24 protein-coding genes are annotated in these 24586 nt (G+C 65.5%); 10 read left to right on the plus strand and 14 right to left on the minus strand.

The genetic code is table 11. The annotated features are described in order from the left end of the window. Positions 1–33: 33 nt before the first annotated feature. Positions 34–1251: an ABC transporter substrate-binding protein gene (locus B3098_RS07160; RefSeq protein ID WP_286893452.1), complete on the minus strand. Its 1218-nt coding sequence runs from the start codon at positions 1249–1251 to the stop codon at positions 34–36. Between the two features lie 214 nt (positions 1252–1465). Here B3098_RS07160 and B3098_RS07165 point away from each other — a divergent pair, with 214 nt between their 5' ends. Then, a complete protein-coding gene (locus B3098_RS07165) occupies positions 1466–2386 on the plus strand; it encodes a LysR family transcriptional regulator (protein WP_175122934.1) in 921 nt (306 codons plus the stop codon). 27 nt (positions 2387–2413) lie between these two features. Here B3098_RS07165 and lptF read toward each other — a convergent pair whose 3' ends face one another. After that, positions 2414–3517 (minus strand): LPS export ABC transporter permease LptF, encoded by a 1104-nt coding sequence (gene lptF / locus B3098_RS07170; RefSeq protein ID WP_286893455.1) that lies wholly within the window; start codon positions 3515–3517, stop codon positions 2414–2416. Between the two features lie 57 nt (positions 3518–3574). Here lptF and B3098_RS07175 point away from each other — a divergent pair, with 57 nt between their 5' ends. The 9 genes from B3098_RS07175 (at position 3575) to B3098_RS07215 (ending at position 12485) form a co-directional block, all read left to right on the plus strand. Further along, positions 3575–5083 (plus strand): leucyl aminopeptidase, encoded by a 1509-nt coding sequence (locus B3098_RS07175; protein WP_218345216.1) that lies wholly within the window; start codon positions 3575–3577, stop codon positions 5081–5083. Between the two features lie 22 nt (positions 5084–5105). Beyond that, positions 5106–5567: a DNA polymerase III subunit chi gene (locus tag B3098_RS07180; RefSeq protein WP_191576738.1), complete on the plus strand. Its 462-nt coding sequence runs from the start codon at positions 5106–5108 to the stop codon at positions 5565–5567. A 52-nt stretch (positions 5568–5619) separates the two neighbouring features. Next, the gene (locus tag B3098_RS07185; protein WP_286893458.1) at positions 5620–6087 is read left to right on the plus strand and encodes a hypothetical protein; all 468 of its coding nucleotides are present in this window, start codon (positions 5620–5622) and stop codon (positions 6085–6087) included. A gap of 145 nt (positions 6088–6232) precedes the next feature. After that, positions 6233–6943 (plus strand): Bax inhibitor-1/YccA family protein, encoded by a 711-nt coding sequence (locus tag B3098_RS07190; protein WP_175122939.1) that lies wholly within the window; start codon positions 6233–6235, stop codon positions 6941–6943. Between the two features lie 158 nt (positions 6944–7101). Beyond that, positions 7102–8019, plus strand: coding sequence for an aldo/keto reductase (locus B3098_RS07195; RefSeq protein WP_286893460.1), 918 nt, complete (start codon positions 7102–7104; stop codon positions 8017–8019). A gap of 4 nt (positions 8020–8023) precedes the next feature. Continuing rightward, a complete protein-coding gene (locus B3098_RS07200) occupies positions 8024–9313 on the plus strand; it encodes an NTP/NDP exchange transporter (RefSeq protein WP_279971738.1) in 1290 nt (429 codons plus the stop codon). A gap of 90 nt (positions 9314–9403) precedes the next feature. Beyond that, positions 9404–10360, plus strand: a complete 957-nt coding sequence (locus B3098_RS07205; RefSeq protein ID WP_175122942.1) for a Bug family tripartite tricarboxylate transporter substrate binding protein — start codon at positions 9404–9406, stop codon at positions 10358–10360. A gap of 31 nt (positions 10361–10391) precedes the next feature. After that, a complete protein-coding gene (locus tag B3098_RS07210) occupies positions 10392–11381 on the plus strand; it encodes a succinylglutamate desuccinylase/aspartoacylase domain-containing protein (protein ID WP_286893463.1) in 990 nt (329 codons plus the stop codon). Between the two features lie 3 nt (positions 11382–11384). Further along, positions 11385–12485 (plus strand): pyridoxal-phosphate dependent enzyme, encoded by a 1101-nt coding sequence (locus B3098_RS07215; protein WP_286893465.1) that lies wholly within the window; start codon positions 11385–11387, stop codon positions 12483–12485. 8 nt (positions 12486–12493) lie between these two features. Here B3098_RS07215 and B3098_RS07220 read toward each other — a convergent pair whose 3' ends face one another. The 12 genes from B3098_RS07220 to acpP all read right to left on the minus strand — a co-directional run bounded on the left by B3098_RS07220 (position 12494) and on the right by acpP (position 24520). Continuing rightward, positions 12494–13402, minus strand: coding sequence for a LysR family transcriptional regulator (locus tag B3098_RS07220; RefSeq protein WP_286893466.1), 909 nt, complete (start codon positions 13400–13402; stop codon positions 12494–12496). 16 nt (positions 13403–13418) lie between these two features. Continuing rightward, positions 13419–14006, minus strand: coding sequence for a DNA repair protein RecO (recO, locus tag B3098_RS07225; RefSeq protein ID WP_175122946.1), 588 nt, complete (start codon positions 14004–14006; stop codon positions 13419–13421). Beyond that, complete coding sequence (era, locus tag B3098_RS07230; protein ID WP_056321933.1) at positions 13999–14889, minus strand: GTPase Era; 891 nt, start codon at positions 14887–14889, stop codon at positions 13999–14001. The genes recO and era overlap by 8 nt, the downstream gene beginning before the upstream one ends. Then, the gene (gene rnc, locus B3098_RS07235) at positions 14886–15647 is read right to left on the minus strand and encodes a ribonuclease III (protein ID WP_175122947.1); all 762 of its coding nucleotides are present in this window, start codon (positions 15645–15647) and stop codon (positions 14886–14888) included. Before rnc ends, era begins: the two co-directional genes overlap by 4 nt. A 2-nt stretch (positions 15648–15649) precedes the next feature. Continuing rightward, complete coding sequence (gene lepB, locus B3098_RS07240; RefSeq protein WP_218345225.1) at positions 15650–16537, minus strand: signal peptidase I; 888 nt, start codon at positions 16535–16537, stop codon at positions 15650–15652. 22 nt (positions 16538–16559) lie between these two features. Then, positions 16560–18353, minus strand: coding sequence for a translation elongation factor 4 (lepA, locus tag B3098_RS07245; protein WP_175122949.1), 1794 nt, complete (start codon positions 18351–18353; stop codon positions 16560–16562). Between the two features lie 292 nt (positions 18354–18645). Further along, a complete protein-coding gene (locus B3098_RS07250) occupies positions 18646–20130 on the minus strand; it encodes a DegQ family serine endoprotease (protein ID WP_286893472.1) in 1485 nt (494 codons plus the stop codon). A 38-nt stretch (positions 20131–20168) separates the two neighbouring features. Beyond that, positions 20169–21257 carry a MucB/RseB C-terminal domain-containing protein gene (locus tag B3098_RS07255; protein ID WP_279971751.1) on the minus strand — a complete coding sequence of 363 codons (1089 nt, stop codon included), beginning with the start codon at positions 21255–21257 and terminating at the stop codon, positions 20169–20171. Beyond that, positions 21257–21763, minus strand: a complete 507-nt coding sequence (locus tag B3098_RS07260) for a sigma-E factor negative regulatory protein (protein WP_105237797.1) — start codon at positions 21761–21763, stop codon at positions 21257–21259. The genes B3098_RS07255 and B3098_RS07260 overlap by 1 nt, the downstream gene beginning before the upstream one ends. A 12-nt stretch (positions 21764–21775) precedes the next feature. Continuing rightward, positions 21776–22375, minus strand: a complete 600-nt coding sequence (rpoE, locus tag B3098_RS07265) for an RNA polymerase sigma factor RpoE (RefSeq protein ID WP_008161984.1) — start codon at positions 22373–22375, stop codon at positions 21776–21778. Between the two features lie 492 nt (positions 22376–22867). Continuing rightward, positions 22868–24097 (minus strand): beta-ketoacyl-ACP synthase II, encoded by a 1230-nt coding sequence (fabF, locus tag B3098_RS07270; RefSeq protein WP_175122952.1) that lies wholly within the window; start codon positions 24095–24097, stop codon positions 22868–22870. A 183-nt stretch (positions 24098–24280) separates the two neighbouring features. Beyond that, on the minus strand, positions 24281–24520 hold the full coding sequence (acpP, locus tag B3098_RS07275) for an acyl carrier protein (RefSeq protein WP_003813816.1): 240 nt from the start codon (positions 24518–24520) through the stop codon (positions 24281–24283). Positions 24521–24586 lie beyond the last annotated feature (66 nt).

The following is a 24586-nucleotide window of genomic DNA, read 5'->3' on the forward strand; positions in this document are numbered from 1 at the left end:
CGGGCCCGCGGGACAACGCCCGCGGGCCTCGGATTATTTCTTCACCAGCGGGCAGCTCGAATCGGCCAGGGGCTGGAAGGCTTCGGCCGCCGGAATGGTGGCCACCAGCTTCGAATAATCCCAGCCGCCCTTGGAGTCCGCGGGCTTCTTGACTTCGTACAGGTACATATCGTGGATCACGCGGCCGTCCGGGCGGATCGACGCGTTGCGCATGATGGGATCCTTGATGGGAATCTCGCGCATCTTGTCGGCCACGACCTTGCCATCCGTACTGTTGACGGCGGCCACGGCGCGCAGGTAATGCAGCACGCTGGAATACACGCCGGCCTGCGTCATGGTGGGCTTCAGGCCGCGGAAGGCCTTCTCGAAACGGCCGGACCACTCGCGCGTGGCGTCGTCGTAGTCCCAGTAAAAACCGTCCACGTAGGACAACCCTTGGGCGTTCTCCAGGCCGAGCGCACGCAGGTCGGACAGGAAGATCAGCAGCGAAACCAGGCGCTGGCCGCCGGCCACAATGCCGAACTCGCGCGCCTGCTTGACCGCGTTGACGGTGTCCTGGCCGCCGTTGGCCAGCGCCACCACCTGCGCCTTGGAGCTTTGCGCCTGCAAGAGATAGGACGCGAAGTCGGGTGCGTTCAGCGGATGCCGCACGCTGCCCGCCACCGTGCCGCCCAACGCTTTCACCGCCTTGGCCGTGTCGGCTTCCAGCGAGTGGCCGAACGCATAGTCGACGGTGATGAAGAACCAGGACTTGCCGCCCTCGCGCACGGTGGCTTTGGCGCCGCCCGCAGACTGCGAGTAGGTGTCGAACATCCAGTGAAAGCCGACCGGCGAGCATTCTTTGTTGGTCAGGGCCGTGGTGGCCGGACCGGAGAACATCACGACCTTGTTCTTTTCGCGGGCGATGCCCTGTACGGCCAGCGCCACGGCGGAATTGGTGAGGTCTGCGATGGCTGTAACGCCGTCGCGGTCGAACCATTCGCGGGCGCGCGCGGCGCCGACGTCCGCCTTGTTCTGGTTGTCCGCGGACACCAGGTCGATCTTCATGCCTTTGCATTCCGCCGCGAGGCAGTCGTCGATGGCCAACTGCGCCGCGGCGACCGAACCTGCGCCCCCCATGCCGGCATAGGTGCCGGACATATCCGTCAGAATGCCGATCTTCACTGGCGGCTTATCCGCCGCATGGGCCTGCCCAAGCAAACCGGCGCCCAGACATAAGCCTGCGGCGAGCCCGCGTGCGTGCAATTTCATGGATTTGTCTCCTGAGTTTTTATGCGCTGAGTGTTAGCGTTGTGGCGCCGTCTTCGCGGCCTGCGGTCCCAGGGCATAGCCCAAGGCCAGCCGATCCAGTGTAGATGTGTGAAAATCAACAAGCAACACCAGAAATGCACATTCCTTGTGCATTCATGCACACACAAAAAAACCCGCGTTGCAGCGTGCTGCCGGGGCCTTGGAGCGATGGATCTTGCTTGATTGGGACAGCCTGCGGTATTTCCTGGAAGTGGCGCGCACGCAGCGCGTCAGCGCAGCGGCACGCAAGCTGGGCGTGGAACACACCACGGTGTCGCGCCGCATCCGGGCGCTGGAAACGGAACTGGACACCCTGCTCTTTGAAAAATCCCGCAGCGCGGGCTTCGTGCTGACGGACGACGGCCAGCGCCTATTCGTCCATGCCGAGCAGATGGAAAGCGTCGTGCACACCGCGCGCGAGAACCTGTCCGGCATCGGGCAGGCGCTGTCGGGGCATCTGCGCATCGGCGCCACCGAAGGCTTCGGCAGCTATGTGCTCACCCCGCTTGCCGCAGACTTCCAGCGGCGCTATCCGCACATCACGCTGGATATCCTGCCCGTGCCGCGCTTTGTCAGCCTGTCCAAGCGCGAGGCCGATCTGGCCATCACCATCGAGCGCCCGCAGCGCGGTCCCTATGTGTGCAGCAAGCTTTGCGATTACACGCTGCGGCTGTACGGCACACCTGGCTATCTGGCGAACCATGCGCCCATCACGCGCCGCGAGGACCTCGCGGATCACACGTTCATTGGCTATGTGGACGAGCTGCTATTCAGCGAGCGCCTGCGCTATCTGGAAGACGTGCTGCCGGCAAGCAAGGTGGTGTTGCGCAGCACGAGCGTCGTGGCCCAGTACCACGCGGCGCTGCAGGGCCAGTCGCTCGCGATCCTGCCGTGCTTCATCGCGGCCCAGGATCCGCGGCTGAAACCCGTGCTGCAGGACGAGATCGCCATCACGCGCTCGTTCTGGATGTACTGCCACGAAGACCTGCGCAAGCTCAAGCGCGTAACGGTGCTGTGGGAGTTCATCCGCAAATCGGTATTGAAAAACGCCGACCTGTTGGCAGGCCGGCGTGGAACGATGAAGTATCTGCCCTGAGCGCGCCGGCCGGCGGCGCCCGCTACGCTAAGCGCTGCTCTTCGGCGCCTTCACGCGCAGGCGGCGCATCAGCAGGAAGGCGGTCAGCAGCGCGACGGCGCCGTGGATGAGCCACACGCCCAGACCAAAACTGAGCTTGCCGTTGGAGATCCAGGCGCGCGACAGGTTGATCAGGTTCATATAGAGCAGACCGACCAGACCGGCGATGAGCAGGTCGCCCGAACGCCCAAGCCGCGGATTTACCGCGCCCAGCGGAATGGCCAGCAGCGCAAGATTCAGCGCGGCGAGCGGCAGCGAAATCCGCCACATGACCTGCGACCAGCTGCTGTTGGTGTTGTCTTCAACCAGCTGCGGCGTGCTGCGCGCCTTGGAGGACCGCTCTGCCGCTGCACGGGCCTCGGCGACCGGATCGCCACCCGACTTGCTTTCGAGGCGCAGGCCGTATTTTTCGAAGTGCACCAGCCGAAGCTCGGGGGTACCCGGCTTCAGGTCGTAACGATGGCCCTCGCCCAGCACCAGGAAGCGGTCGCCGTTGGGCAGGGTTTCGCTGTGCGCGCTGCTTGCGGTCAGCACGCTGAGCCATTCAGGACCGATCTCGCGCGCGAAGACGTTGCCGAGTTCGTCGCTGGGATTGACGGGGTCTTCAGCAAAGAACACGCGGCTGCCGCCGGAGGATTCAGCGAATTGGCCGGCCGTGACCTTGGACAGGTCGGAGCGTTGTTCGAAGCGTTCGTGGTATTCGCCGATCTGGCGGTAGGCCCAGGGCGACGCGACCAGCGTCAGGCCTGCCACGGCAATCGCGACGGGGACCGCCACGCGCAGCACGGGCTTGAGCCAGTCTGCCAGCGACAGGCCGCTGGCGAACCACACGACCATTTCGGATTCGCGGTAGTTTCGCGTGACCGTGGTCAGCACCGCGATGAAGATCGAGACCGCCAGAATGGTCGGCAGCGCGGTGATGGTCGACAGCGCGGCAAGCACGACCACCACGTCCGCTCCGATGTTGCCTCCCGCGGCTTCACCGAGCAGGCGCACGAGAAGCACGCTGAGCCACACGACGAGCAACGTGGAAAAGACAACGCCAGCGTGACTGGTGATCTCGCTGACGACAGAGCGTTTGAATAGAGACATGGGAGAATATGCGGGATAATCGACCGCATCATACACAGACGCACACGGGAAACCCTCATGGAATTTAGCACACAGACCACTGCTTCCCTGCACCAGGTCAAAACCGCGGCCCTCGCCGTCGGCGTGTTCGCGGACGGCGTGTTGAGCCCCGCCGCCGACATCATCGACCGCGCTTCCAACGGCGCCGTGCGTGCGGTGGTCAAAAGCGAATTCCGCGGCCGCGCCGGCGCGACGCTGACCCTGCGTACGCTGCCGGGTGTCGCCGCGCAGCGTGTGGTGCTGGTCGGTCTGGGCAAGCAGGAAGAATACTCGGCCCGCACCCACGCGTCGGCCGAGCAGGCATTCGCCGCTTCCTGCGTCGCCGCCCAGCTTGCCGAAGGCGTGTCCACGCTGCTCGCCAATCCCATCGCCGACACCGACCTCATTGCGCGCGCCCGCAGCGCCGCGATCGCGGCCGGCAGCGCGGTCTACCACTACGACGCCAGCTTCGGCAAACCCGACCGCGACGCGCGCCCCAAGCTCAAGAAGATCGTGCAGGTCGTCGAGCGCGCCGACGCGGCACAGGCCCAGAAGGGCCTGCGCGAAGGCAGCGCCATCGCCAACGGCATGGAGCTGACCCGCACGCTGGGCAACCTGCCGGGCAACATCTGCACGCCGACCTACCTGGGCGACACCGCCAAGCGTCTGGCGCGCGAATTCAAGTCCCTGAAGGTCGAGGTCCTGGACCGCAAGCAGGTCGAGGCGCTGGGCATGGGCTCGTTCCTGTCGGTTGCGCGCGGCTCCGAGGAAGCGCTGCGCTTCATCGTGCTGCGCCACGCCGGCGCCAAGGCTGCCAAGAAGGGCGCCAAGGCGGCGCAGGGTCCGATCGTGCTGGTCGGCAAGGGCATCACATTCGACGCGGGCGGCATTTCGCTCAAGCCCGCGGCCACCATGGACGAAATGAAGTACGACATGTGCGGCGCCGCCAGCGTGCTCGGCTCGTTCCGCGCCCTGGCCGAACTTGAACTGCCGCTGGATGTCGTCGGCCTCATTCCCGCGTGCGAGAACCTGCCCAGCGGCAAGGCCAACAAGCCGGGCGACGTGGTCACCAGCATGGCCGGCCTGACCATCGAAATCCTGAACACCGACGCCGAAGGCCGACTGGTCCTGTGCGACGCCCTCACCTACGCCGAACGCTTCAAGCCGTCGGCCGTGATCGACATCGCCACGCTGACCGGCGCGTGCGTCGTCGCGCTGGGCAACGTCAACACCGGCCTGTTCTCCAAGGACGACGCGCTGGCGGACGCTCTGGCCTCGGCCGGCCGCCGTTCGCTCGACACCGCATGGCGCATGCCCATGGACGACGCCTACCAGGAACAGCTCAAGTCCAACTTCGCTGACCTCGCCAACATCGGCGGGCCTCCGGCCGGCGCCGTCACGGCGGCTTGCTTCCTGTCCCGCTTCGCCAAGGCATACCCCTGGGCGCACCTGGACATCGCCGGCACCGCCTGGCGCGGCGGCAAGGACAAGGGTGCAACGGGCCGTCCGGTGCCGCTCCTGATGCAATACCTGCTGGACCAGGCTTGAAGCGCCGGACGCCGACAGCGCCATGACGCGCATCGACTTCGCCTTCGGCGCGCCGGACCGCCTGCGCATGGCCTGCCAGGTCGTGCGCAAGCGCGTCCTGGCCGGGCAGCGGCTGGTGGTGTACTGTAAAGACGGTTCGCGCCTGTCCGCCTTCGACCGGATGCTGTGGGCGTTCGACGACACGGCTTTCGTGCCGCACGTGCTGGCAAATGATTCGCTGGCCGCTGAAACTCCGGTGGTGCTCACCGCCGGGGATCCGCTGCAGGCCCTGCAGGCGGCCGGGCAGCCCGACCAGCCCCAGCCCTGGCTGCTGAACCTCGACGACGATTGTCCGCCCGGGTTCGATGCTTTCGAGCGCCTGCTGGAAATCGTCTCGGACGACCCCGACGACAAGCAGGCGGCCCGGCAGCGCTGGCGAACCTACCTGACGGCCGGTCATACGCCGCAAAGCCACGACCTGAGCCGCAAGGCCCAAGGCGGCTGAACCGTCCCACGCGCGCCCGCGCGCCGCGCTCCACCAGACTACGGGAGTTTCCATGCCCGCTCGCCCATCCGACCCCGGCATCCCCACCCTGACCCATCGGGCAGAACCCTCGTTCCACGACCCGGCCGACGACGACGCCGATGCGCCGCTCTTGACCGAACTGGCCGACGAGGCGGGTCCGGTGTACGAAAACGACCCCTATGAACATGACCCGGTTCCCGTCCTGACGGACGTGGCCGGCGACGACCAGCCGCCGGTGTTGCCGGTTTCGCGGACGTCCGAGCCGGCGGCCCCGCTTGCCGCGCCAACGGCCACGCCGGCGGCGCCTTCACCGGCCGCCGCCCCCGTGCGCCCCGCCCCGCTGCCCGACGCCACCGTCCTCGCCGCGCGCCTGCAGGCCGAGGTCGAACAGCTCATGCAGCAGGCGCTTGCCGATGCGGTCCAGCAGCTTCAGGCGCGCATGGACGCGGAATTGCCTGCTATTGTTTCCCGCGTGCTCAATGAGGTTCGGCGAGGGTGATCCTACGCCATGCGCAGGATCAATTTGCCCTGAAACGGGCAGTCCTACTTCTTTCTCAAACTGGATTCTTCAGGGAACTGTAAGGTATCCTTCGCATCTAAGCCTTCTAGGCAATCACCATATTTGCCGTATACAGGAGTTCTCCATGAACGAATATCGTCCGTCCCCTTTTAACCGTTCCGGCTCTGTCGCCGGCGCGCCGGGCGAGGTCGCTCGCAACCAGGTCCTGCGCAACACGTACTGGCTTCTGGCCCTGTCGCTGATCCCGACAGTGCTGGGCGCGGCGGTCGGCCTCTACACCGGCATCAACCGCGTCATGGGCGCCAGCCCCGGCCTGTCGGCCATCGTCTTCCTGGTCGGCGCCTTCGGCCTGATGTTCGCCATTGAAAAGAACAAGAACAGCTCGCTGGGCGTCGTCCTGCTGCTGGCCTTCACGTTTTTCATGGGCGTCATGCTGTCGCGCCTGCTGGGCTTCGTGATGGGCATGAGCAACGGCTCGCAGCTCGTCATGACGGCGTTCGGCGGTACCGCAATCGTGTTCGGCACCATGGCCACGCTCGCCACGACCATCAAGCGCGATCTGTCGGGTTTGCAGAAATTCCTGTTCATCGGCGCCGTCGTGATCCTGGTTGCCGCGCTGGCCAACATCTTCCTGCAACTGCCGGCCCTGATGCTGACCATCTCGGTGCTCGCCATCGTGATCTTCTCGGCATTCATGCTGGTTGACCTGCAGCGCGTGGTCAACGGCGGCGAGACCAACTACGTGTCCGCCACCCTGGCCATTTACCTGGACGTCTACAACGTCTTCTCGAACCTGCTGATGCTGCTGGGCATCTTCGGCGGCAACCGCGAGTAACGCGCCGTCGCCAGACCAGCACCGAAAGGGCCTGCATGCACAACATGTAGGCCCTTTTTCTTTGGCCAGCTTTGTTTGGCCCTCTTCCTTTGGCCCTCTTCCTTTGGCCCTCTTCCTTTGGCCCGCCTGTTCACCTTTTTCCTGCCCGGAGCTACGCCATGCCCGATCGCCGCCGCTTCCTCCAGACCACCGCCAGCGCCGCCCTCCTCGGAACCGTGTGGCCGGCATGGGCGGCTGAGCCGGCGCAAGCCATGCTCAAACGCGCGATCCCGTCGACGGGTGAAATGCTGCCCGTCGTGGGACTGGGCACCGCGGACACCTTCAACGTATCCCCGAGCGATGCGATGGCCATGGCGCCGCTGGCCCAGGTGCTTGAAACGCTGCTGAAGGCGGGCGGCACGCTGATCGACACGGCGCCCAGCTACGGCGAGGCCGAGGCCGTCACAGGCGCGTTGCTGGCTCGCGAGGGCGGCCTGCGCAAGCGCGTGTTCCTGGCCACCAAGATCAGCACGCGCGGCCACGAATCCGCGATGCGCCAGGTGCGGCAGTCGCAGGAGGCGCTGCGCAGCGACAAGCTGGACCTGATCCAGGTGCACAACCTGATCGACACGCGCAACCAGCTCGCGCTGCTGCGCGACCTGAAACAGCAGGGCGTGACGCGCTACATCGGCATCACGCATTACACGGACCATGCCCACGACGATCTGACCGAGCTGGTTGAAAAGGAAAAGCCCGACTTCCTGCAGGTGAACCTGTCGATCGCCTCGCGCAGCGCTGAAAAGCGGCTGCTGCCCGCGTGCCAGGCCAACGGCGTCGCCGTGCTGATCAACCGGCCGTTCGAGGACGGCGCGCTGTTCCGCCAGGTCAAGGGGGTGGCGCTGCCCAAGCTGGCCGCCGAGATCGACTGCACTTCCTGGGCGCAGATCTTCCTGAAGTTCATCATCGGCCACCCCGCCGTCACGGCCGTCATCCCCGCCACGTCCAAGCCCGCCAACATGGCGGACAACGCGCGCGCCGGCTTTGGCCGACAGCCCGATGCCGCGCTGCGCGACCGCATCGCCGCGCTGCTCGCCTGACGCCATGGCGCCCGCCCCCCTGTCCTGGCGCGCCCGCATGTCGCGGGCGCTGGGCATCCAGGAGGACGAACTCGCTCCCGCCGCCTGCGGCTTCGCGTTTTTCTTCTTCCTCTTTTGCGGCTATTTCATGCTGCGCCCGATCCGCGAGACGATGGGGATCCAGGCGGGCGTAAACCAGTTGCAATGGCTGTTCACCGCCACGTTTCTTGCCACCCTGGCCGTCGTGCCGCTGTTTGGCTGGATCTCCACCCGCGTGCCGCGCGCGACGCTGGTGACCTGGGTCTATGCCATCTTCGCCCTGACCATGGTGGGCTTTGCCGCCCTGCTCCACCAGCAGCCCGGTAGCGTCTGGGCGGCGCGCGCGTTCTATGTCTGGCTGTCGGTGTTCAACCTGTTCGTCGTGTCCATCGCCTGGAGCCTGATGGCCGATGTGTTTCGCATGGAATCGGCCAAGCGGCTCTTCGCGCTGATCGCGGCGGGCGCCAGCGCGGGCGGCCTGTGCGGCCCCCTGCTCGGCGCGCTGCTCGCTGGCGTGTTGGGTCCGGCGGGCCTGCTGGTGTTGTCGGCCCTGCTGCTGACCGCCACGCTGCCGCTCAAGCAATGGCTGCTGGCGTGGCGCGCCGCTTCCCGGCCAGAAGTGGGCCTGCAGGACATGCAGCGTCCCATCGAAGGCGGCATTCTTGCCGGGCTGGCGCGCATCTTTCAGTCCCGCTACCTGTTGGGCATTTCGCTGCTGGTCGTGCTGCTCGCCACGCTGAACACGTTTTTGTACATGGAACAGGCGCGGCTGGTCGCCGATGCGTTCCCCGACACCGCCCAGCGCATCCGGGTTTTCAGCGCCCTGGATTTCACCGTGCAGACGCTGGCATTGCTGTCGCAGATCTTCATCACCGGGCGCGTGGCCGCACGCCTGGGTTTGCGGTTCCTGCTGACCGCGGTGCCGCTTGCGGTGGCGCTGGCGTTCCTGGCGCTGGCCGCGTTCCCCGTGTTCGCCGTGCTGGCGGCCGCCATGATCCTGCGCCGCGCCGGCGAGTACGCGCTGATCCGTCCAGGGCGCGAAATGCTGTTCACGGCCGTCACGCCGGAAGACAAGTACAAGACGAAGAACGTCATCGACACCGTGGTCTATCGCGGCGGCGATGCCGCCAGCGGTTGGGTGAAGGCGGGCATCGACATGCTGGGCTACGGCGCGGCGTTGATCGCGCTGCTGGGCGCCGTGGTGGCGTTGGGTGCGGCCGCCGTCGGCTATGGATTGGGCAAGCAGGCTGATCGGCGCAACGGCGACTTGCCTTAACTTTTTCTGAATAACCATCTTATTCATCCAAACGGAAACGCCGATTCCCGGACGCACAATGGCGCAGCCCTCAACGCCTCGGGAATCGTCATGAAACGCTCTGCCTGCCTTGCCGCCCTGTTGCTTTGCCTTGCCGCGCCGCACGCGCAAGCCGATTACCCCGAACGCGCCATCACGCTGATCGTGCCGGCCGCCGCGGGCGGCAATGCCGACATCACCGCCCGCCTGATCGGTCAGGAGATGAGCCGGCTGCTCGGCCAGCCAGTCGTCGTCGAAAACCGCGTGGGCGCCGGCGGCCGCATCGGCACGCAGGCCGTGGTCCGGGCCCCCGCGGACGGCTACACCATCGGTTATGCCCACGTCGGCACGCTGGTGCTGCATCGGTACCTGTTCAAGCAGCAGCTCTACGACCTGGACCGTGACCTCAAGCCCATCGGCCTGGTCGCCGAGACCCCGAATGTGATCGTCGTGAATGCCGCGTCGCCGTACCGCGATCTGAAAGGATTCATCGAAGCCAGCCGGGCGCAGCCGGACCGCCTGACCATGACCTCGGCCGATCCGGGCACGACCAGCGAAGTCGGCGTCAAGCTGTTCATCGCCCAGACCGGCGCCGCGGTTCGGCAGATCCCCTACAAGGCCACGGCCGCGCAGCTCTCGGACCTGCTGGGCGGCCACGTGGACTCCATGATGGAAAACCTGCCGCCCTTGATCGGCAACCTGAAGGACGGCCGCCTGCGCGCGCTCGCCGTCACCACCCGCAAGCGCGCCGCGTCCAACCCGGACGTGCCGACGGTCGCCGAACAAGGCTATCCGGAGTACGAGCAGTCCGCGTGGAGCGCCCTGGTTGCACCGGCAGGCACGCCCGTTGCCGCGATCTCGCGGTTGAACGCCGCGATGAATCAGGCGTTGCGCTCGGACGCGGTGAGCCGCGAGTTGCGCAGCCGCTCGCAGGAACCCCTGGGTGGCACGCCGCAGGATGTCCAGGCCCAGATCAAAAAGGAGCTGCCCAAGTGGGAAAGCATCATCAAGGCCGCCACGCTGGATTGAACCGCGCCCGAACACCCGACGGAGCCCGCGCATGGCCAACGTAACCCGCGAGGATTTCTCCGTGGCCGCCGCTACCAATGCGTCGGCTTACCGGCGCGTCACGATCCCGATGTTGCGGATCGAGGCGGGCCCGGGGCCTGCCGTCGCGCTCATCGCAGGCGTGCACGGCGACGAATGGGAAGGCCAGGCCGCCATTCTGGATCTGTGGCATCAGTTGCCGGAGATTCTGCAACGCGGCACGGTCTATCTGCTTCCCGCCGTCAATGCGGAAGCGTCGCTGTCCGGCACGCGGCTGTCGCCATCTGATGGCGGCAACCTGAACCGCGCTTTCCTGGGCGAACCGGCGCGCGGCTACACCGAAAGCATCGCGGCGGCCTTGGAGGCGCGGCTGCTTCCCCGGGTGCAGGCCATGGTGGACGTGCACAGCGGCGGCGCGTCGCTGCGCTACCTGCCGTCATCGGTCATCACCCGCTACGGCGACGATGCGTATGACGAGCGTCTGCCGGCGCTCGCGCGGGCATTCGGACTGCCCGACTGCGTGTTCTTTCGCGGTGGCGAGGCCGGTTCCATGCCGGCGGCGGCCAGCCGTCACGGCGTGCTGCGGCTTTCGGCCGAGATCGGCGGCGGCCGGGAAACGAGCCAATCGCTGGCGGACAGCTGCCGCGACGGGCTGCTGGGCTGCCTGGCAGAGTTGGGGTTGCTGTCCCGTCCCGAGTCTGCACACCCCGCCCAGGATGCGCAGGTCCGCCTCTACGACCTGGCCCCCCCCGCCGCGACGCTGCGTGCCCGCGAGTCCGGCGTATTCGTTCCCGCCGTGGAGCTGGGACAATCCGTGGCCGCGCAGCAGCCCATCGGCCGCCTGATCGAACCGGCACGGCCCGACGTCCCTCCGCGCCCATTGCTCAGCCCACAGGCGGGCACCGTAGTCTGCCTGCGTCCCATCGCGCGCAGTGACGACGGCGATTGCCTGCTGCAGGTCGCGCCCGCTCTTTCCTTGGAATCTCTTGCTTCAAGATACTGACCCATGCAGATGAACCCCAGATTGTCCGGCCTGCGCTGCATCCGCTGCGCAACCCTCTGGCCCGCGGGCGACTATCCCGAAGGCTGCCCTTCGTGCCTGGCGGCTGGGCACCCCGCCACCCTGGAGTGCCAATACGACGCGCCGTCGCGGGACGGCGCCATGCCCCTGCCGGTGCTGTCGGCCGTGACGTTGGGCGAAGGCGGCACCCCATGCCTGTCCGCGCCCGACCTGGCGCTTGAAGAAGGCGTGGGCACGCTGTGGCTCAAGTGCGAAAGCGCCAATCCCACCGGCAGCCACAAGGACCGCATGTCGGCGCAACTGGTCTCGCGCGCTCGGCTGGCCGGCGCCACGCGCGTCGCGGCGGCCTCCAGCGGCAATGCGGGCGTGTCGCTGGCTGCCTACTGCGCGGCGGCCGGCTTGCAGGCCGACATCGCCATCACCCATAACTGCCCCCCGCTGCAGCGCGAGGCGATGGAGCGCTTCGGCGCACGGCTGCGCGCCTTCGAAGACAGCCTGGGCCGCTGGCCGTACGTGGCCGACCTGTGCCGCAACCACGGCGCGTTCGCGGGCACCAATTACCTGAATCCGCCGGTGGGCACGCATCCGTACGGCGTCGAGGGCTACAAGCCGATCGCTCAGGAAATCCTGGACGACTGCGGCCTGCCCACGGACATCATCGTCCCGACCGCGCGCGGCGACCTGCTGTGGGGCATCTTCCTGGGCTGGCAGCACCTGCTTCAGACCGGACGCATCGCCCGACTGCCCCGGCTGCACGCCGTGGAACCCTACGCCCGCCTGTCGCGCGCGCTGGAAACCGGCGATGCCCGTGGCCAATGGGAAAGCGCGACCCAGCAGTATTCCATTGCGGGCGGCACGTGCACGCTGCAAGCATTGGAAGCCCTGTCGCGGTCGGAAGGCATGCCGGTGGAGACCTCCGACGCGCAGGCCGCGCAGGCTCGGCAACGCCTGGAGCGCATGGGACTGGGCGCGGAACTGTCGTCGGCCGCCGCGCTGGCGGCCGTCGCGCGGCTCAGGCGGGCAGGCAAGCTGGATGCGGAATCCAACGTGGTGCTGATGCTGACGTCCGACGGCCGCCGGGGCTGATTCCCGGGCTACACACCAAACCGTTCGACCAGCGGCGCCAGTGCGCCGCGCAGGCACGTCGCCCAGAACTTGCCGGCTTCGGACAACGGGCGGCTGCCGTGTACGATCATGTGGCATTCGAAATGCACGGGCGCCTCGAGCGGCCGGTAGGTGAGGCCCATGGCCTCCATGCCCAGCGCCGTAGCCGGGTTGGCGATACCCACCCCATGCCCGGCCAGCGCAAGCTGACACACGGTGCTGGAATACGGCGTCTCGATCGCCACGCGCAGGCTTTGGCCGGCCTGGTGCAAGAGCGCATCCAGCCGCTTGCGCGATCCGTCTTCGGCGTTCAGCGCAATCACATCGACTTCGGCCAGATGGGAGAAATTCACCGATTCCAGGCGGGCCAGCGCATGGCTGGCGGGAAACACGGCCACCGCGCGCAAGCTGGCCAGACGATGCCCGCGCAGCCCTTCGAGTTCGGATTCATCGGCCACCGCCGCCAGATCCAATTCCCCGGACACCACCATGTCGCGCAGGGTGTTGGAATCGCGGATCTGCAGGTATAGCGGCGTATCCGGATAGCGCACGCGAAAACGCGATATCGCATCGCTGACGATCGCGCCGCTGTAGGCGTGGATGCAGCCGATGCGCAGCCGCGGCTGCGCCGCGCCGCGGATCGCCCGGATCTTGCGTCCCAGGCTTTCCAGGCCCACATTCAAGCGGCGGATCTCTTCATACAGCAGGGTCGCTTCAGGCGTGCGCTGCATCCGCTGGCGGACGCGCTCGAAAAGGCGCAGCTCGATGCTGGCTTCCAGTGCGGCCAGTGTTGCGCTGACGGTCGCAGGCGACACGTCCAGGCGCCGTGCGGCGGCGGTGACGCTTTCCGTCTCGTAGACGGTGCGGAAGGTTTCGACCTGTTTGAGCGTGAACGTCATGAGGCCGGCGCCGCAATCAGATGCGTTGCAGATCCAGCAGCACGCGCCGCGTGGACAGCGGACGGCCCGCCAGAATCTCGGCCAGTCGCGCGCGCAAGTCGGTGCGCAAGGCGGGCTCGATGGCAGGATCGTCGAAATCGGGCGGCGCCTCGTCGACGCCGTAACCCGTTTCGCGCAGCAAGGTCCATTCGAAGCGGCGCAGCGCCCCGGCCGCGCGGGTGCCGGCAGACAGTTGCTGCAAGGCCATGTCGTATGCGTCGAACAACAGCGGATGCGCGTCCTCGCGCGGCAGCAGGCGCAGCAGCAGTTCGTTCATGTACCACGCCGACATCAGCGCGGCGCCGGCCAGCGGCCGGATACCGGCGATCTCGGCGCGCGTCAGCGTCTTGACCTCGCCGTTGCCCGTCCAGGACAGCAGCAGCGGCTGGAAAGCCGACAACACGGGGCGCAAGACGGAATAAGGGCGCTTGGCGCCCTTGGCGACCATGGCCACGCAGCCATGATCGCGAGAAAAAGTCTGGACAATCAGGGAGGTTTCACGCCACGCGGTGGCGTGAAGCATGAACCCCGGTCGATCCTGGACGCGTGGCGCCCGTCTACTCATAACCCAAGTCGCGCAGCGCACCCTCGCGGTCGGACCAGCCCTTGCGCACCTTGATGTAGACCTCCAGATGCACGGGTTTGTCCAGCAGCTTGGCAATGTCCTGCCGCGCCTCGGTGGCGATCCGCTTCATGTGCATGCCGCCCGTGCCCAGCAGGATGGGCTTGTGGCTGTCGCGCTCGACGACGACACAGGCGTTGATGGTGGCGCCCTTGGCGGTCTCTTCCCATTGCTCGATGACGACCGTGCAGCCGTAAGGCAGTTCGTCGCCCACCAGGCGGAAGATCTTCTCGCGCACCAGTTCGGCGGCGATGAAGCGCATGGGACGGTCGGTCAGCGTGTCTTCCTCGAACATCGGCTCGCCTTCCGGCAGGCGCGATGCGATTTCGTCGAGCAACTGGTCCAGTTGCTGATTCTTGGTGGCGCTGACCGGCACCACGGCGCCAAACGGATGCTGCGCCATGATCTTGGACACGAACGCGAACAGATCGTCGCGGTTCTTCAGCGCATCGATCTTGGAGACGACCAGGATCGTGCGTTCGGGGTTGGGCAACAGCGGCAGCAACTTGGCGTCGCCTTCGGACCACTTGCCCGCTTCAACCACATGCACCACCACGTCCACGTCGGCCAGGGCCTGCGTGACGACGCGGTTCATCATGCGGTTCATCGCGCCACCGTGGCGCGTCTGGAAGCCCGGGGTGTCGACGAACACGAACTGCTCGTGCTCGCGCGTCAGCACACCGTGGATGCGGTGGCGCGTGGTCTGCGCCTTGCGCGACACGATGGAAATCTTGGAACCGATCAGGGCGTTCGTCAGCGTGGACTTGCCCACGTTGGGGCGGCCGACGATGGCAACGAAGCCGGTACGAAAAGGGGTATCGCTCATTTAGTCTCTTGAGCCACTGCCACGGGCAGCGACAATTGCGCGGTTTTGCGCGCCTTGCCCGACTTGCGGGCAGCCTTGGTGGCCGGGCTGACGGCCAGCGCGGCCTCGAGCGCCAGCTTGGCGGCCGACTGCTCGGCGGCGCGGCGGCTGGCGCCGGGCGCCATTACCTTGATATCGAGCGCCGGAATGGCGCACTCGACTTCGAACTGCTGGCTGTGGGCCGCGCCGTGCGTGGCCACCACCGTATACAGCGGCAGGGCCAGCTTGCGGCCCTGCAAAAATTCCTGCAGCAAGGTCTTGGCGTCCTTGCCGAGTGTTTTGGGATCCACGGATGCCAGCACCGGCTGGTACTGGCGCACGATCACGCGGCGCGCTGCCTCGAAACCCGCATCCAGGAAGACAGCGCCGAAGATCGCTTCGACCGTGTCGGCCAGAATGGACGGGCGGCGGAATCCGCCGCTCTTGAGTTCGCCTTCGCCCAGACGCAGGTACTGGGACAGTTCCAGCCGCTGGGCGATATCTGCCAGCGACGCCTGCTTGACCAGGTTGGCCCGCAAACGCGACAGATCGCCTTCGTCGATTTTTGAATAGCGTTCGAACAGCATCGCCGCCACGACGAAGTTCAGCACGGAATCCCCAAGGAATTCCAACCGCTCGTTATGGCGCGCACCGTGGCTACGGTGCGTCAGCGCCTGTTCAAGCAAGGCCGCATCACCGAAGTGGTAATCCAGGCGGTTTTCTAGCGTGGCTAGCGACATAATCAGTTGAATCGGCCGATACGGCTCAGATCGCTGAAGTTCATCCAGATGAAGAAAGCACGGCCGACGATGTTGGCTTCCGGAACGAAGCCCCAATACCGGCTGTCCGCGCTGTTGTCCCGATTATCGCCCATGGCGAAATAATTGCCCTCGGGTACTTTGCAGCGTACCCCATTGTGGCTGTATTGGCAGTTTTCACGGTATGGAAAAGTCCACCTTTCCGGGGAATATACCTGCGGGACCTTCTCTTCCAGCAGGATCTTGTGCTCAACGTCGCCCAACTTCTCTTTATATTGCGCGATGTACGAAACACGATCCGGCTCGAAATAGTCACCATCACGCACGTGCGGGACCAGTTCGCCATTGACATAAAGCTTCTTGTCGATGTATGCGACTTCGTCGCCCGGCAGGCCCACAACGCGCTTGATGTAGTCGACGTTCGGATCAACGGGGTACCGGAACACGAACACGTCGCCGCGCTTCGGCTCGCCGACGGGGATGACCTTCTTGTCGATCACCGGCAGGCGCAGACCATAGCTGAACTTGTTCACGAGGATCAGGTCGCCGGACTGCAGCGTGGGCAGCATCGAGCCGGACGGAATGCGGAACGGCTCGACCACGAACGAGCGCAGCATGAACACGAACAGGATGACGGGAAAGAAGCTGACCGCGTATTCGACCCACCAGGGCACGCGCCGCGCGGCGTCGCCGGCTTCGCGCCGCAGGCGCTCGGCCTCTTGCGCATCGCCCACCAGTGCCGCGTCGTATTGCGCCATCGCGGCCTGAGCGCGGCGCTCGCGCCCCTTGCGCAATACGGCCAGATCGAGCACCCAGATAACGCCGGTAACCACCAGCAGAATAAAAAGGATCAGGGCAAAGTTCCAACTCATCAGCTAATCGCCTTCTGGGGTTCTATTTGTCTTCCACCTGCAGGATGGCAAGGAACGCCTCCTGCGGAATTTCCACGCTACCCACCTGCTTCATGCGCTTCTTGCCCGCCTTCTGCTTTTCCAGCAGCTTCTTCTTGCGCGAGATGTCGCCGCCGTAGCACTTGGCCAGCACGTTCTTGCGCAGCGCCTTCACGTTCTCGCGCGCGATGATTTCGGCGCCGATGGCCGCCTGGATGACCACGTCGAACATCTGGCGCGGAATCAGGCCGCGCATGCGGGTCACCACGTCGCGCGCGCGGTGGCGCGCGTTGCTGCGGTGGACGATGACGGCCAGCGCGTCGACGCGGTCGTTGTTGATCAGCAGGTCGACACGCACCACGTCAGCGGAGCGGTATTCCAGGAACTCGTAGTCCATCGAGGCATAGCCGCGCGACACGGACTTCAGCTTGTCGAAGAAGTCCAGCACGATCTCGGCCAGCGGAATCTCGTACACCAGGTGAACCTGGCGGCCGTGATAGCTCATGTTGACCTGCACGCCGCGCTTGTTGTTGCACAGCGTCATGACCGGACCGACGTAGTCCTGCGGCATGAACAGCGTGACCTTCACGATGGGTTCGCGGATGTCCTGGATCTTGCCGATCTCGGGCATGCGCGACGGGCTTTCCACGGTGATCACGGAGCCATCGCGCTGCTCGACTTCGTACACCACCGACGGCGCGGTGGTGATGATGTCCATGTCGAATTCGCGTTCCAGGCGCTCCTGCACGATTTCCATGTGCAAGAGGCCAAGGAAACCGCAGCGGAAACCGAAGCCCAGCGCTTGCGAGACTTCGGGTTCGAACATCAGCGCGGCGTCGTTGAGCTTGAGCTTTTCGAGCGAATCACGCAGTTGGTCGTATTCGGAGCTTTCGACCGGATACAGCCCGGCGAACACCTGCGGCTTGACTTCCTTGAAGCCCGGCAACGGGTTGGCGGCGGGCTTGTTGGCCAGCGTGACGGTGTCGCCGACCTTGGCGTCTTCAAGCTGCTTGATGCCGGCGATGATGAAGCCCACCTCGCCCGCCGACAGATGTGGACGCTGCTGCGACTTGGGCGTGAACACGCCGGTCTGCTCGCACAGGTGGGTGGCGCCGGACGCCATCAGGAGGATCTTGTCTTTGGGCTTGAGCACGCCATTGATGATGCGCACCAGCATGACCACGCCGACGTAGTTGTCGAACCACGAATCGATGATCAGCGCCTGCAGCGGCGCTTCGGGATCGCCTTCCGGGGCGGGCACGCGGGCCACGATGGTTTCGAGGATTTCGTCGATGCCCATGCCGGTCTTGGCGCTGGCCAGCACGGCGTCCGAGGCGTCGATGCCGATCACGTCCTCGACTTCCTGGCGGGCGCCTTCGGGATCGGCCTGCGGCAGGTCCATCTTGTTCAGCACCGGCACGACTTCCACGCCCAGTTCGATGGCGGTGTAGCAGTTGGCCACCGTCTGCGCTTCCACGCCCTGCGATGCGTCCACCACCAGCAGTGCGCCTTCGCAGGCGGACAGGGACCGGCTGACTTCATACGAGAAGTCCACGTGCCCCGGGGTGTCGATCAGGTTCAGGTTGTAGATCTTGCCGTCCTGCGCCTTGTAGTGCAGGGCGGCCGTCTGGGCCTTGATGGTGATGCCGCGCTCGCGCTCGATTTCCATGGAATCGAGGACCTGCGCCGACATCTCGCGATCCGCCAGTCCGCCGCAGCGCTGGATCAGGCGATCGGCCAGGGTCGACTTGCCGTGATCGATGTGGGCAATGATGGAAAAGTTGCGGATATGCTGCATGCTTGAATTTATAAGGGACGGAACAGACGGCACACGGCCGGGAGACACCGCCGCCGGAATGTGCACGGCCGACGTGTGAGGCGCTGACGGGCTAGGCCCGTACAAAACTGAGGGGGCGCCAAGCGCCCCCTCTTGCGGCAACCAGCCATTTTAGCCGGTCTTGAGCCATTTTTTTTGCCCGGGGCGCGCCCCGGGACAAAAAGCGCCCTAGGGTGGCCGCACCTGGCGGTTTCCCGCCATGCTGGCTGCCTGGTGGCGGCGCCGGACAGGCGCCCGCCGGTCCGGGCCGTCATCACTTGGACGCAGGCACCGCTACCCATTGCGTCTGGTCGCCACGGCGCACCAGCAGGCCCGTCGCGCGGCTCTTGTCCAGCTTGGCGACCAGTTCGCCGAACTGCTTTGCGCCGGTGACATCGGTGTCGTTCAGCGCCAACACGATGTCGCCTTCCTGCAGGCCCGCCTTCGCGGCCGCGCCATCGGCAACCTTCACCTGGACGCCGCCCTTGATGCGCAGCTTCTTCTGGATATCGGCGGGGACGTCGATGACGCCCAGGCCCAGCGCGTTGGTGACCTCGGGTTCCGGCGCAGGCTTCTTGCCCGCGGCAGCGGCCTTCTCGGTGGGGATCTCGCCCACCTTGACCGACAGCGTCATGCTCTTGCCCTTGCGCCAGATTTCCATGTCGGCGCGCGTGCCCGGCTTGGTCTCGCCGACGATGCGCGGCAGGTCGGACCAGCGCTTGATCGGTTCCTTGTTGAACTTCAGGATCACGTCGCCCGGCTGCACACCCGCCTGCTCGGCAGGGCCTTCGGCTTCAACGCTGCTGACCAGCGCGCCTTCTGCCTTGGGCAGGCCGATGGCCTCGGCCACATCCTTGCCGACTTCACCGATCTGCACGCCAACCCGGCCACGCGTGACCTTGCCGGTAGTGCGCAGTTGGTCCACCACGCGCATGGCTTCGTCGATCGGAATGGCCAGCGAGATGCCCATGAACCCGCCGCTGCGCGAGATGATCTGGGAATTGATGCCCACGACCTCGCCGTCCAGGTTGATCAGCGGGCCGCCCGAATTGCCGGGGTTGACCGCCACGTCGGTCTGGATGAACGGCAGGTATTCGCCGGTATCGCGGCCGATGGCGCTGACGATGCCGGAAGTGACGGTGGAATCCAGGCCGAACGGCGAGCCGATGGCGAGCACCCACTGACCCTTCTTGAGCTTCTTGGGATCACCGATCACCAGCGGCGTCATGTCTTTGGCTTCGATCTTGATGAGCGCCACGTCCGTGCGCTCGTCCGTGCCGATGACCTTGGCCTTGAATTCGCGTCCGTCGGTCAGGGTGACGTAGATGTCCGTCGCGTCGACGACCACGTGGTTGTTGGTCAGGATGTAGCCGTCGGCCGACACGAAGAAGCCCGAACCCACGCCGCGCGGCACGGTGCGCTCTTCAGGCGGCGTCGGCTGCGGACGCTGGCGCGGATTGGGCGATTGCTGTCCGGGCGGCTGGAATTCGGGACCGAAGAACCAGCGGAACAGTTCGTAGGGATCGCTGCCGCCAGGACCATTGCCGCCGCCGCGCACCGGAACCGTGGCGGTCGTGCGGATGTTGACGACGGCCGGATCGGCCTTTTCAACGATGGCCGTGAAGTCGGGCAATCCAACCGCGGCAGGCGCCGTCTGCGCCACCGTCACCGGCACGTAGGCGGTGGACAGCATGGCCCCCGCCGCGACAGCCGCCAGAAAGCGCCGGAAAAAAGCGTTCGAGACCGTCATTGCTTTCATATGTCACTCCGAAATTGCTGCTTGCGGAACGGCGGGAATTATTTGGCCCCGCCCTCCGCGGGTGCGGATGCCGCGGGTGCGGGAGGCACGTACTCAGTGGCCTGCGCAAGTTGTTCCAGCGTGGCGGCGGGCACTTCGCCCACCGCGGTCAGCCAGAAATCCGCAATGCGCGCGCCATATACATTGATCGCGCCGCGCTGGGACGCGCCGTGCGCCGGCTGGTGATTGCGCTGGCTGTCATAGGGCTCGATGAAGACCGAGATTGCCGCCAAGCCGTCGGACAGCACCATCTGGCTGACCGGCGATCCGCGCTTCATGGCACGCGAGACCTGCATGATCGTCTTGAAGCCGTCGGGCGCCGGAATGCGCCAACCCTGAGCCGCCAGGTCCACGGGCTGCATGTTGGCCTCGAGCACCTTCCAGTCGCGGGTATTCCAGCGCGAGGACAGCGATTGCGGATCGACTTCGGAGCCCAATCGCAGCGAGGTGAACGACACCTGCTCGACCACGCCACGCGCGGCATTGAGCGTCTGGGCCTTCAGCAGCAGATTGGTTTCGACGTCCGCGCACAGGCGATAGCCGTAACGCAGCTTGTCCAGCGGTTCGATCGTGATCAGCCGGCATTCGCGGCCAGCAACGCGGTGCGGCGTGGGTTCCGTGCGGATCTTGTAGTGTTCCGACAGGTTGGCCGGATCGCCCAGCAACAAGCCGGGGAAGCGATCTCCGCGGCGGCGCTCGACAAGCACGGTCTTGCGTTCGGGGATCAGGCACTGCACGTCGTCGTTGTGACGCAGGTATTCGCGCGGCTGGCCGTCAAGGATCTCGAGGCGTTCGCGCTCGCCGGTGCCATCCAGGACGTGCACCAAGCGCGAGGACTGGATAACGTCGCCCTGCTGATACATGAAGACGCCGGCGTAGTCCTGCTTGCGGGCCGCCTGCTGGATGCGCGTGAGCAGCTGCACGACGTCTTCGGTCTGGCCGGCCGGCGTGGCGCCAGCGGCGGCCGCGGGGCCGTGCGCGGCAAGGAAAGCGGTGAGGAGCGTGGCGGCGAACCAGCCAGCGCGGTGAGCCTGCCACGAGGCAGCACGTCCCAGCACCGGCCAGCGTGATGGAAGCACAAGCGCCATCAACGTCCCGCTCCGACATCGAACGACACCTGCCGGACCGCGCTGGGGCCGGCCATCTGGCGATGGGCCTCCAGGTAGTCGCGCAGGCCCGAGTCGTCGGAGGCCGAAGCCGGCGAGCTGGCGTCGGCCAGCACGCGCACATCCGTCGCCGGCGAGCCGGTGACGTACGGCTGCGCCACCCACGCGACCGTGGCCACTGCGGCGGCAACGGCCAGGCCGGACAGGCCCATGCGCAACGGCGAGCGGCGCCGAGGCGCCGCTACGATGGGCAGTTCCGCGTCCAGCGCGCGCGCCAGGCGGGCCGAGAAGGCCGCGCTGGGCGTCAGCGCCAGATCGGAATTGCGCAGGGAATCACCAATCAAATGATAGGTGTCCCAGGTCTGACGTCCCTCTTTGGACAACAGACTGGGAAGAATATCGTCGGAATCTTCTCCGTCCATCCAGGCGGAGACCGATTCCTCCCAGGAGGACTCGGCGATCTCAACGGATTTGGCTGCTGTTTGCATGACTGCCACTCCTTACCAGCGACGCTCGACATCGGTGTCGAGCAACGGACGCAACTTGGTCGCAATGGCTTCACGCGCACGAAAAATGCGGGAGCGCACCGTACCGATCGGGCAATCCATGCTCTGGGCGATGTCTTCGTAACTCATACCTTCGATTTCACGCAGGACAATTGCGGTGCGCAATTCTTCAGGTAGTTCCTCAATGGCCGCGTTCACCGTCTCGGCGATTTCGCGGCTGGCAACCATGGATTCCGGCGTGCTTATATCCGTTAGGTTGTCGGTTTCGTTAAAAGTTTCACCGTCTTCCGTTTCAATCGCGTTGGGCGCGCTGGGGCGCCGCCCCTGCGAGGCAAGCCAGTTGCGCGCCGTATTGATGGCGATGCGGTACAGCCAGGTGTAGAAGGCGCTTTCGCCGCGGAACTGGGGCAAGGCGCGGTAAGCCTTGATGAAGGCCTCCTGCGCCACATCCTCGATTTCGGCGGGATCGCGGATCATCCGGGCCAGCAGACGGAGGATCTTGCGCTGGTACTTGAGCACCAGAAGATCAAATGCCTTCTTGTCGCCCCGCTGCACGCGGGCGACAAGCTCGGCGTCGACTTCGCGCTCGCTCATGAGGCCTCCCGCAAAGGACGCGCCGGGCGTGCCTGCCGCGCCGTGCCAGCGACGAGGCGCAGACGGCGCCAGGATTCGGGTCGCAGCGTGTGCTTCCAGACGGTGAGGGTGATTTTGCTAGTGGTAAAGGCCGTACTCCCGGTGGGCAAGGGCTGCAGGATAAGCGTCAGCCACGCTGGGCCCCGTTGCTGGTCCAGGAGCAGCGCGTCCTGCCAGCCTTGCGGCCGGCGTAGCTGCCAGTGGCCAGTCCCGGTCGCGGTACGTAGCGCCGTTACCGGGGACGGGGCGTTCCGAGCCGAGTGTAACAGCCCGGCCAAGAGGAATAGAAGGGCCAGGAGCGCGGCCGCAGCCCAGGCATAACCATGCCACGCTGCCGCTGTCAGCACGCTGGCCGCCGCAGCGGCCAGCGCCAGCCCGAAAAGCGCGACGGCTCCCCTGGGCTGCGAGACAGGTAGGCGGAACGACCAACGCCCCCCGACCAAGTCGTCCAAATCAGACCCGGCGAACGGCCATCGAGCCGTTGGTGCCGCCAAAGCCGAACGAATTGGACAGACCCACGTCGATCTTCATCTGCCGCGCTTCGTTCGCGCAGTAATCCAGATCGCATTCGGGATCCTGATTGAAGATGTTGATCGTCGGAGGCGAGACCTGGTTGTACACAGCCAGCGTCGTGAACACGGCTTCGATGCCGCCGGCCGCGCCCAGCAGGTGGCCGGTCATCGACTTGGTCGAGTTGACCACCAGCTTCTTGGCGTGGTCGCCGAACGCCAGCTTCAGCGCGTCGGTTTCGTTCTTGTCGCCCAGCGGGGTGGACGTGCCATGCGCGTTGACGTACTGGACGTCTTCGGCATTCAGGCCGCCGTTGCGCAGCGCGTTGATCACGCCGCGGCGCGGGCCGTCCTTGTCCGGTGCGGTGATGTGGTGGGCATCGGAGCTCATGCCGTAGCCAGCCAGTTCACCGTAGATACGCGCGCCGCGCTTCTTGGCGTGCTCGTACTCTTCCAGCACCAGGACGCCAGCGCCCTCGCCCAGCACAAAGCCGTCGCGGTCGCGGTCCCAGGGACGCGATGCGGTCTGAGGATCATCGTTGCGGGTCGACAGCGCGCGCATGGCGGCAAAGCCGCCAATGCCCAGCGGCGACACGGTGGATTCGGCGCCGCCAGCCACCATGACGTCGGCATCGCCGTATTCGATAAGGCGTGCGGCATCGCCAATGCAATGCAGACCGGTCGTGCAAGCCGACACCACGGCGTAGCTGGGGCCCTTCATGCCGTAGGCGATCGACAGATGCCCGGAAATCAGGTTGATCAGCGAACCCGGCACGAAGAACGGCGAAATGCGCCGAGGTCCCTTGGCAAGGTAATCGACCTGGGTTTCTTCGATGCGCGGCAGACCGCCGATGCCGGAGCCCACGATCACGCCGATACGCTCGGCGTTTTCTTCGGTGACTTCCAGGCCGCAATCGCGCCAGGCCTGCATTCCGGCAGCCAGGCCGTAATGGATGAACGTATCCATCTGGCGGGCTTCCTTGGCCGAAATATAGGTACTGATGTCGAAGTCTTTGACTTCGCCAGCAATGTGGGTGGTGATGGCCGAGGGATCGAAACGGGTGATGCGGCTGATGCCAGAACGTCCGTTGACGATATTGTCCCAAGCGGTGGTCAGATCATTTCCTACGGGGGAAACGATACCCAGGCCGGTGATGACGACACGTCGCTTCACGGATGACTCCTCAAACAGACAAAAGAAAGGCGGTTTTCGGGATGCGCTGCGCGTGTGGACCACATGAAGGCAGGTGAGGCATTACAACGCCCGACCTGCCGGTGGACCACACGGCACTCCTGAAACCGCCCTGATTCCAGGTTGGCCGACGAAATCGGGCAACCAGGACGATATAGGCTGAGCTTACTGCTTACCGTGCGAATTGATGTAGTCAATCGCTTGTTGCACGGTCGTGATCTTTTCGGCCTCTTCGTCGGGGATCTCGGTCTCGAATTCGTCTTCGAGGGCCATGACCAGTTCGACCATGTCGAGCGAATCGGCACCGAGGTCGTCAAGGAAGGAGGACTCGTTCTTGATCTCGGCTTCGTTGACGCCAAGTTGTTCAGCGACGATCTTCTTGACGCGCTGTTCGATGCTTTCCATGCAGATCTCCAATTGGGAAAAATCCCGCGAATTATAGCCAAGCGCGGAGTGATGCAACGCCTGACC

Origin of the sequence: Achromobacter sp. UBA2119 (assembly GCF_002331005.1) — a bacterium.
Classification (GTDB): Bacteria; Pseudomonadota; Gammaproteobacteria; order Burkholderiales; family Burkholderiaceae_B; genus Achromobacter; species Achromobacter animicus.

Excerpts from the sequence above, each read along its gene's own strand:
- B3098_RS07160 (WP_286893452.1), bottom strand. The coding sequence starts at position 1,251 with ATGAAATTGCACGCACGCGGGCTCGCCGCAGGCTTATGTCTGGGCGCC.
- lptF (WP_286893455.1), bottom strand. The coding sequence starts at position 3,517 with ATGTCTCTATTCAAACGCTCTGTCGTCAGCGAGATCACCAGTCACGCT.
- B3098_RS07175 (WP_218345216.1), top strand. The coding sequence starts at position 3,575 with ATGGAATTTAGCACACAGACCACTGCTTCCCTGCACCAGGTCAAAACC.
- B3098_RS07180 (WP_191576738.1), top strand. The coding sequence starts at position 5,106 with ATGACGCGCATCGACTTCGCCTTCGGCGCGCCGGACCGCCTGCGCATG.
- B3098_RS07185 (WP_286893458.1), top strand. The coding sequence starts at position 5,620 with ATGCCCGCTCGCCCATCCGACCCCGGCATCCCCACCCTGACCCATCGG.
- B3098_RS07190 (WP_175122939.1), top strand. The coding sequence starts at position 6,233 with ATGAACGAATATCGTCCGTCCCCTTTTAACCGTTCCGGCTCTGTCGCC.
- B3098_RS07195 (WP_286893460.1), top strand. The coding sequence starts at position 7,102 with ATGCCCGATCGCCGCCGCTTCCTCCAGACCACCGCCAGCGCCGCCCTC.
- B3098_RS07200 (WP_279971738.1), top strand. The coding sequence starts at position 8,024 with ATGGCGCCCGCCCCCCTGTCCTGGCGCGCCCGCATGTCGCGGGCGCTG.
- B3098_RS07205 (WP_175122942.1), top strand. The coding sequence starts at position 9,404 with ATGAAACGCTCTGCCTGCCTTGCCGCCCTGTTGCTTTGCCTTGCCGCG.
- B3098_RS07210 (WP_286893463.1), top strand. The coding sequence starts at position 10,392 with ATGGCCAACGTAACCCGCGAGGATTTCTCCGTGGCCGCCGCTACCAAT.
- B3098_RS07215 (WP_286893465.1), top strand. The coding sequence starts at position 11,385 with ATGCAGATGAACCCCAGATTGTCCGGCCTGCGCTGCATCCGCTGCGCA.
- B3098_RS07220 (WP_286893466.1), bottom strand. The coding sequence starts at position 13,402 with ATGACGTTCACGCTCAAACAGGTCGAAACCTTCCGCACCGTCTACGAG.
- recO (WP_175122946.1), bottom strand. The coding sequence starts at position 14,006 with ATGAGTAGACGGGCGCCACGCGTCCAGGATCGACCGGGGTTCATGCTT.
- era (WP_056321933.1), bottom strand. The coding sequence starts at position 14,889 with ATGAGCGATACCCCTTTTCGTACCGGCTTCGTTGCCATCGTCGGCCGC.
- rnc (WP_175122947.1), bottom strand. The coding sequence starts at position 15,647 with ATGTCGCTAGCCACGCTAGAAAACCGCCTGGATTACCACTTCGGTGAT.
- lepB (WP_218345225.1), bottom strand. The coding sequence starts at position 16,537 with ATGAGTTGGAACTTTGCCCTGATCCTTTTTATTCTGCTGGTGGTTACC.
- lepA (WP_175122949.1), bottom strand. The coding sequence starts at position 18,353 with ATGCAGCATATCCGCAACTTTTCCATCATTGCCCACATCGATCACGGC.
- B3098_RS07250 (WP_286893472.1), bottom strand. The coding sequence starts at position 20,130 with ATGAAAGCAATGACGGTCTCGAACGCTTTTTTCCGGCGCTTTCTGGCG.
- B3098_RS07255 (WP_279971751.1), bottom strand. The coding sequence starts at position 21,257 with ATGGCGCTTGTGCTTCCATCACGCTGGCCGGTGCTGGGACGTGCTGCC.
- B3098_RS07260 (WP_105237797.1), bottom strand. The coding sequence starts at position 21,763 with ATGCAAACAGCAGCCAAATCCGTTGAGATCGCCGAGTCCTCCTGGGAG.
- rpoE (WP_008161984.1), bottom strand. The coding sequence starts at position 22,375 with ATGAGCGAGCGCGAAGTCGACGCCGAGCTTGTCGCCCGCGTGCAGCGG.
- acpP (WP_003813816.1), bottom strand. The coding sequence starts at position 24,520 with ATGGAAAGCATCGAACAGCGCGTCAAGAAGATCGTCGCTGAACAACTT.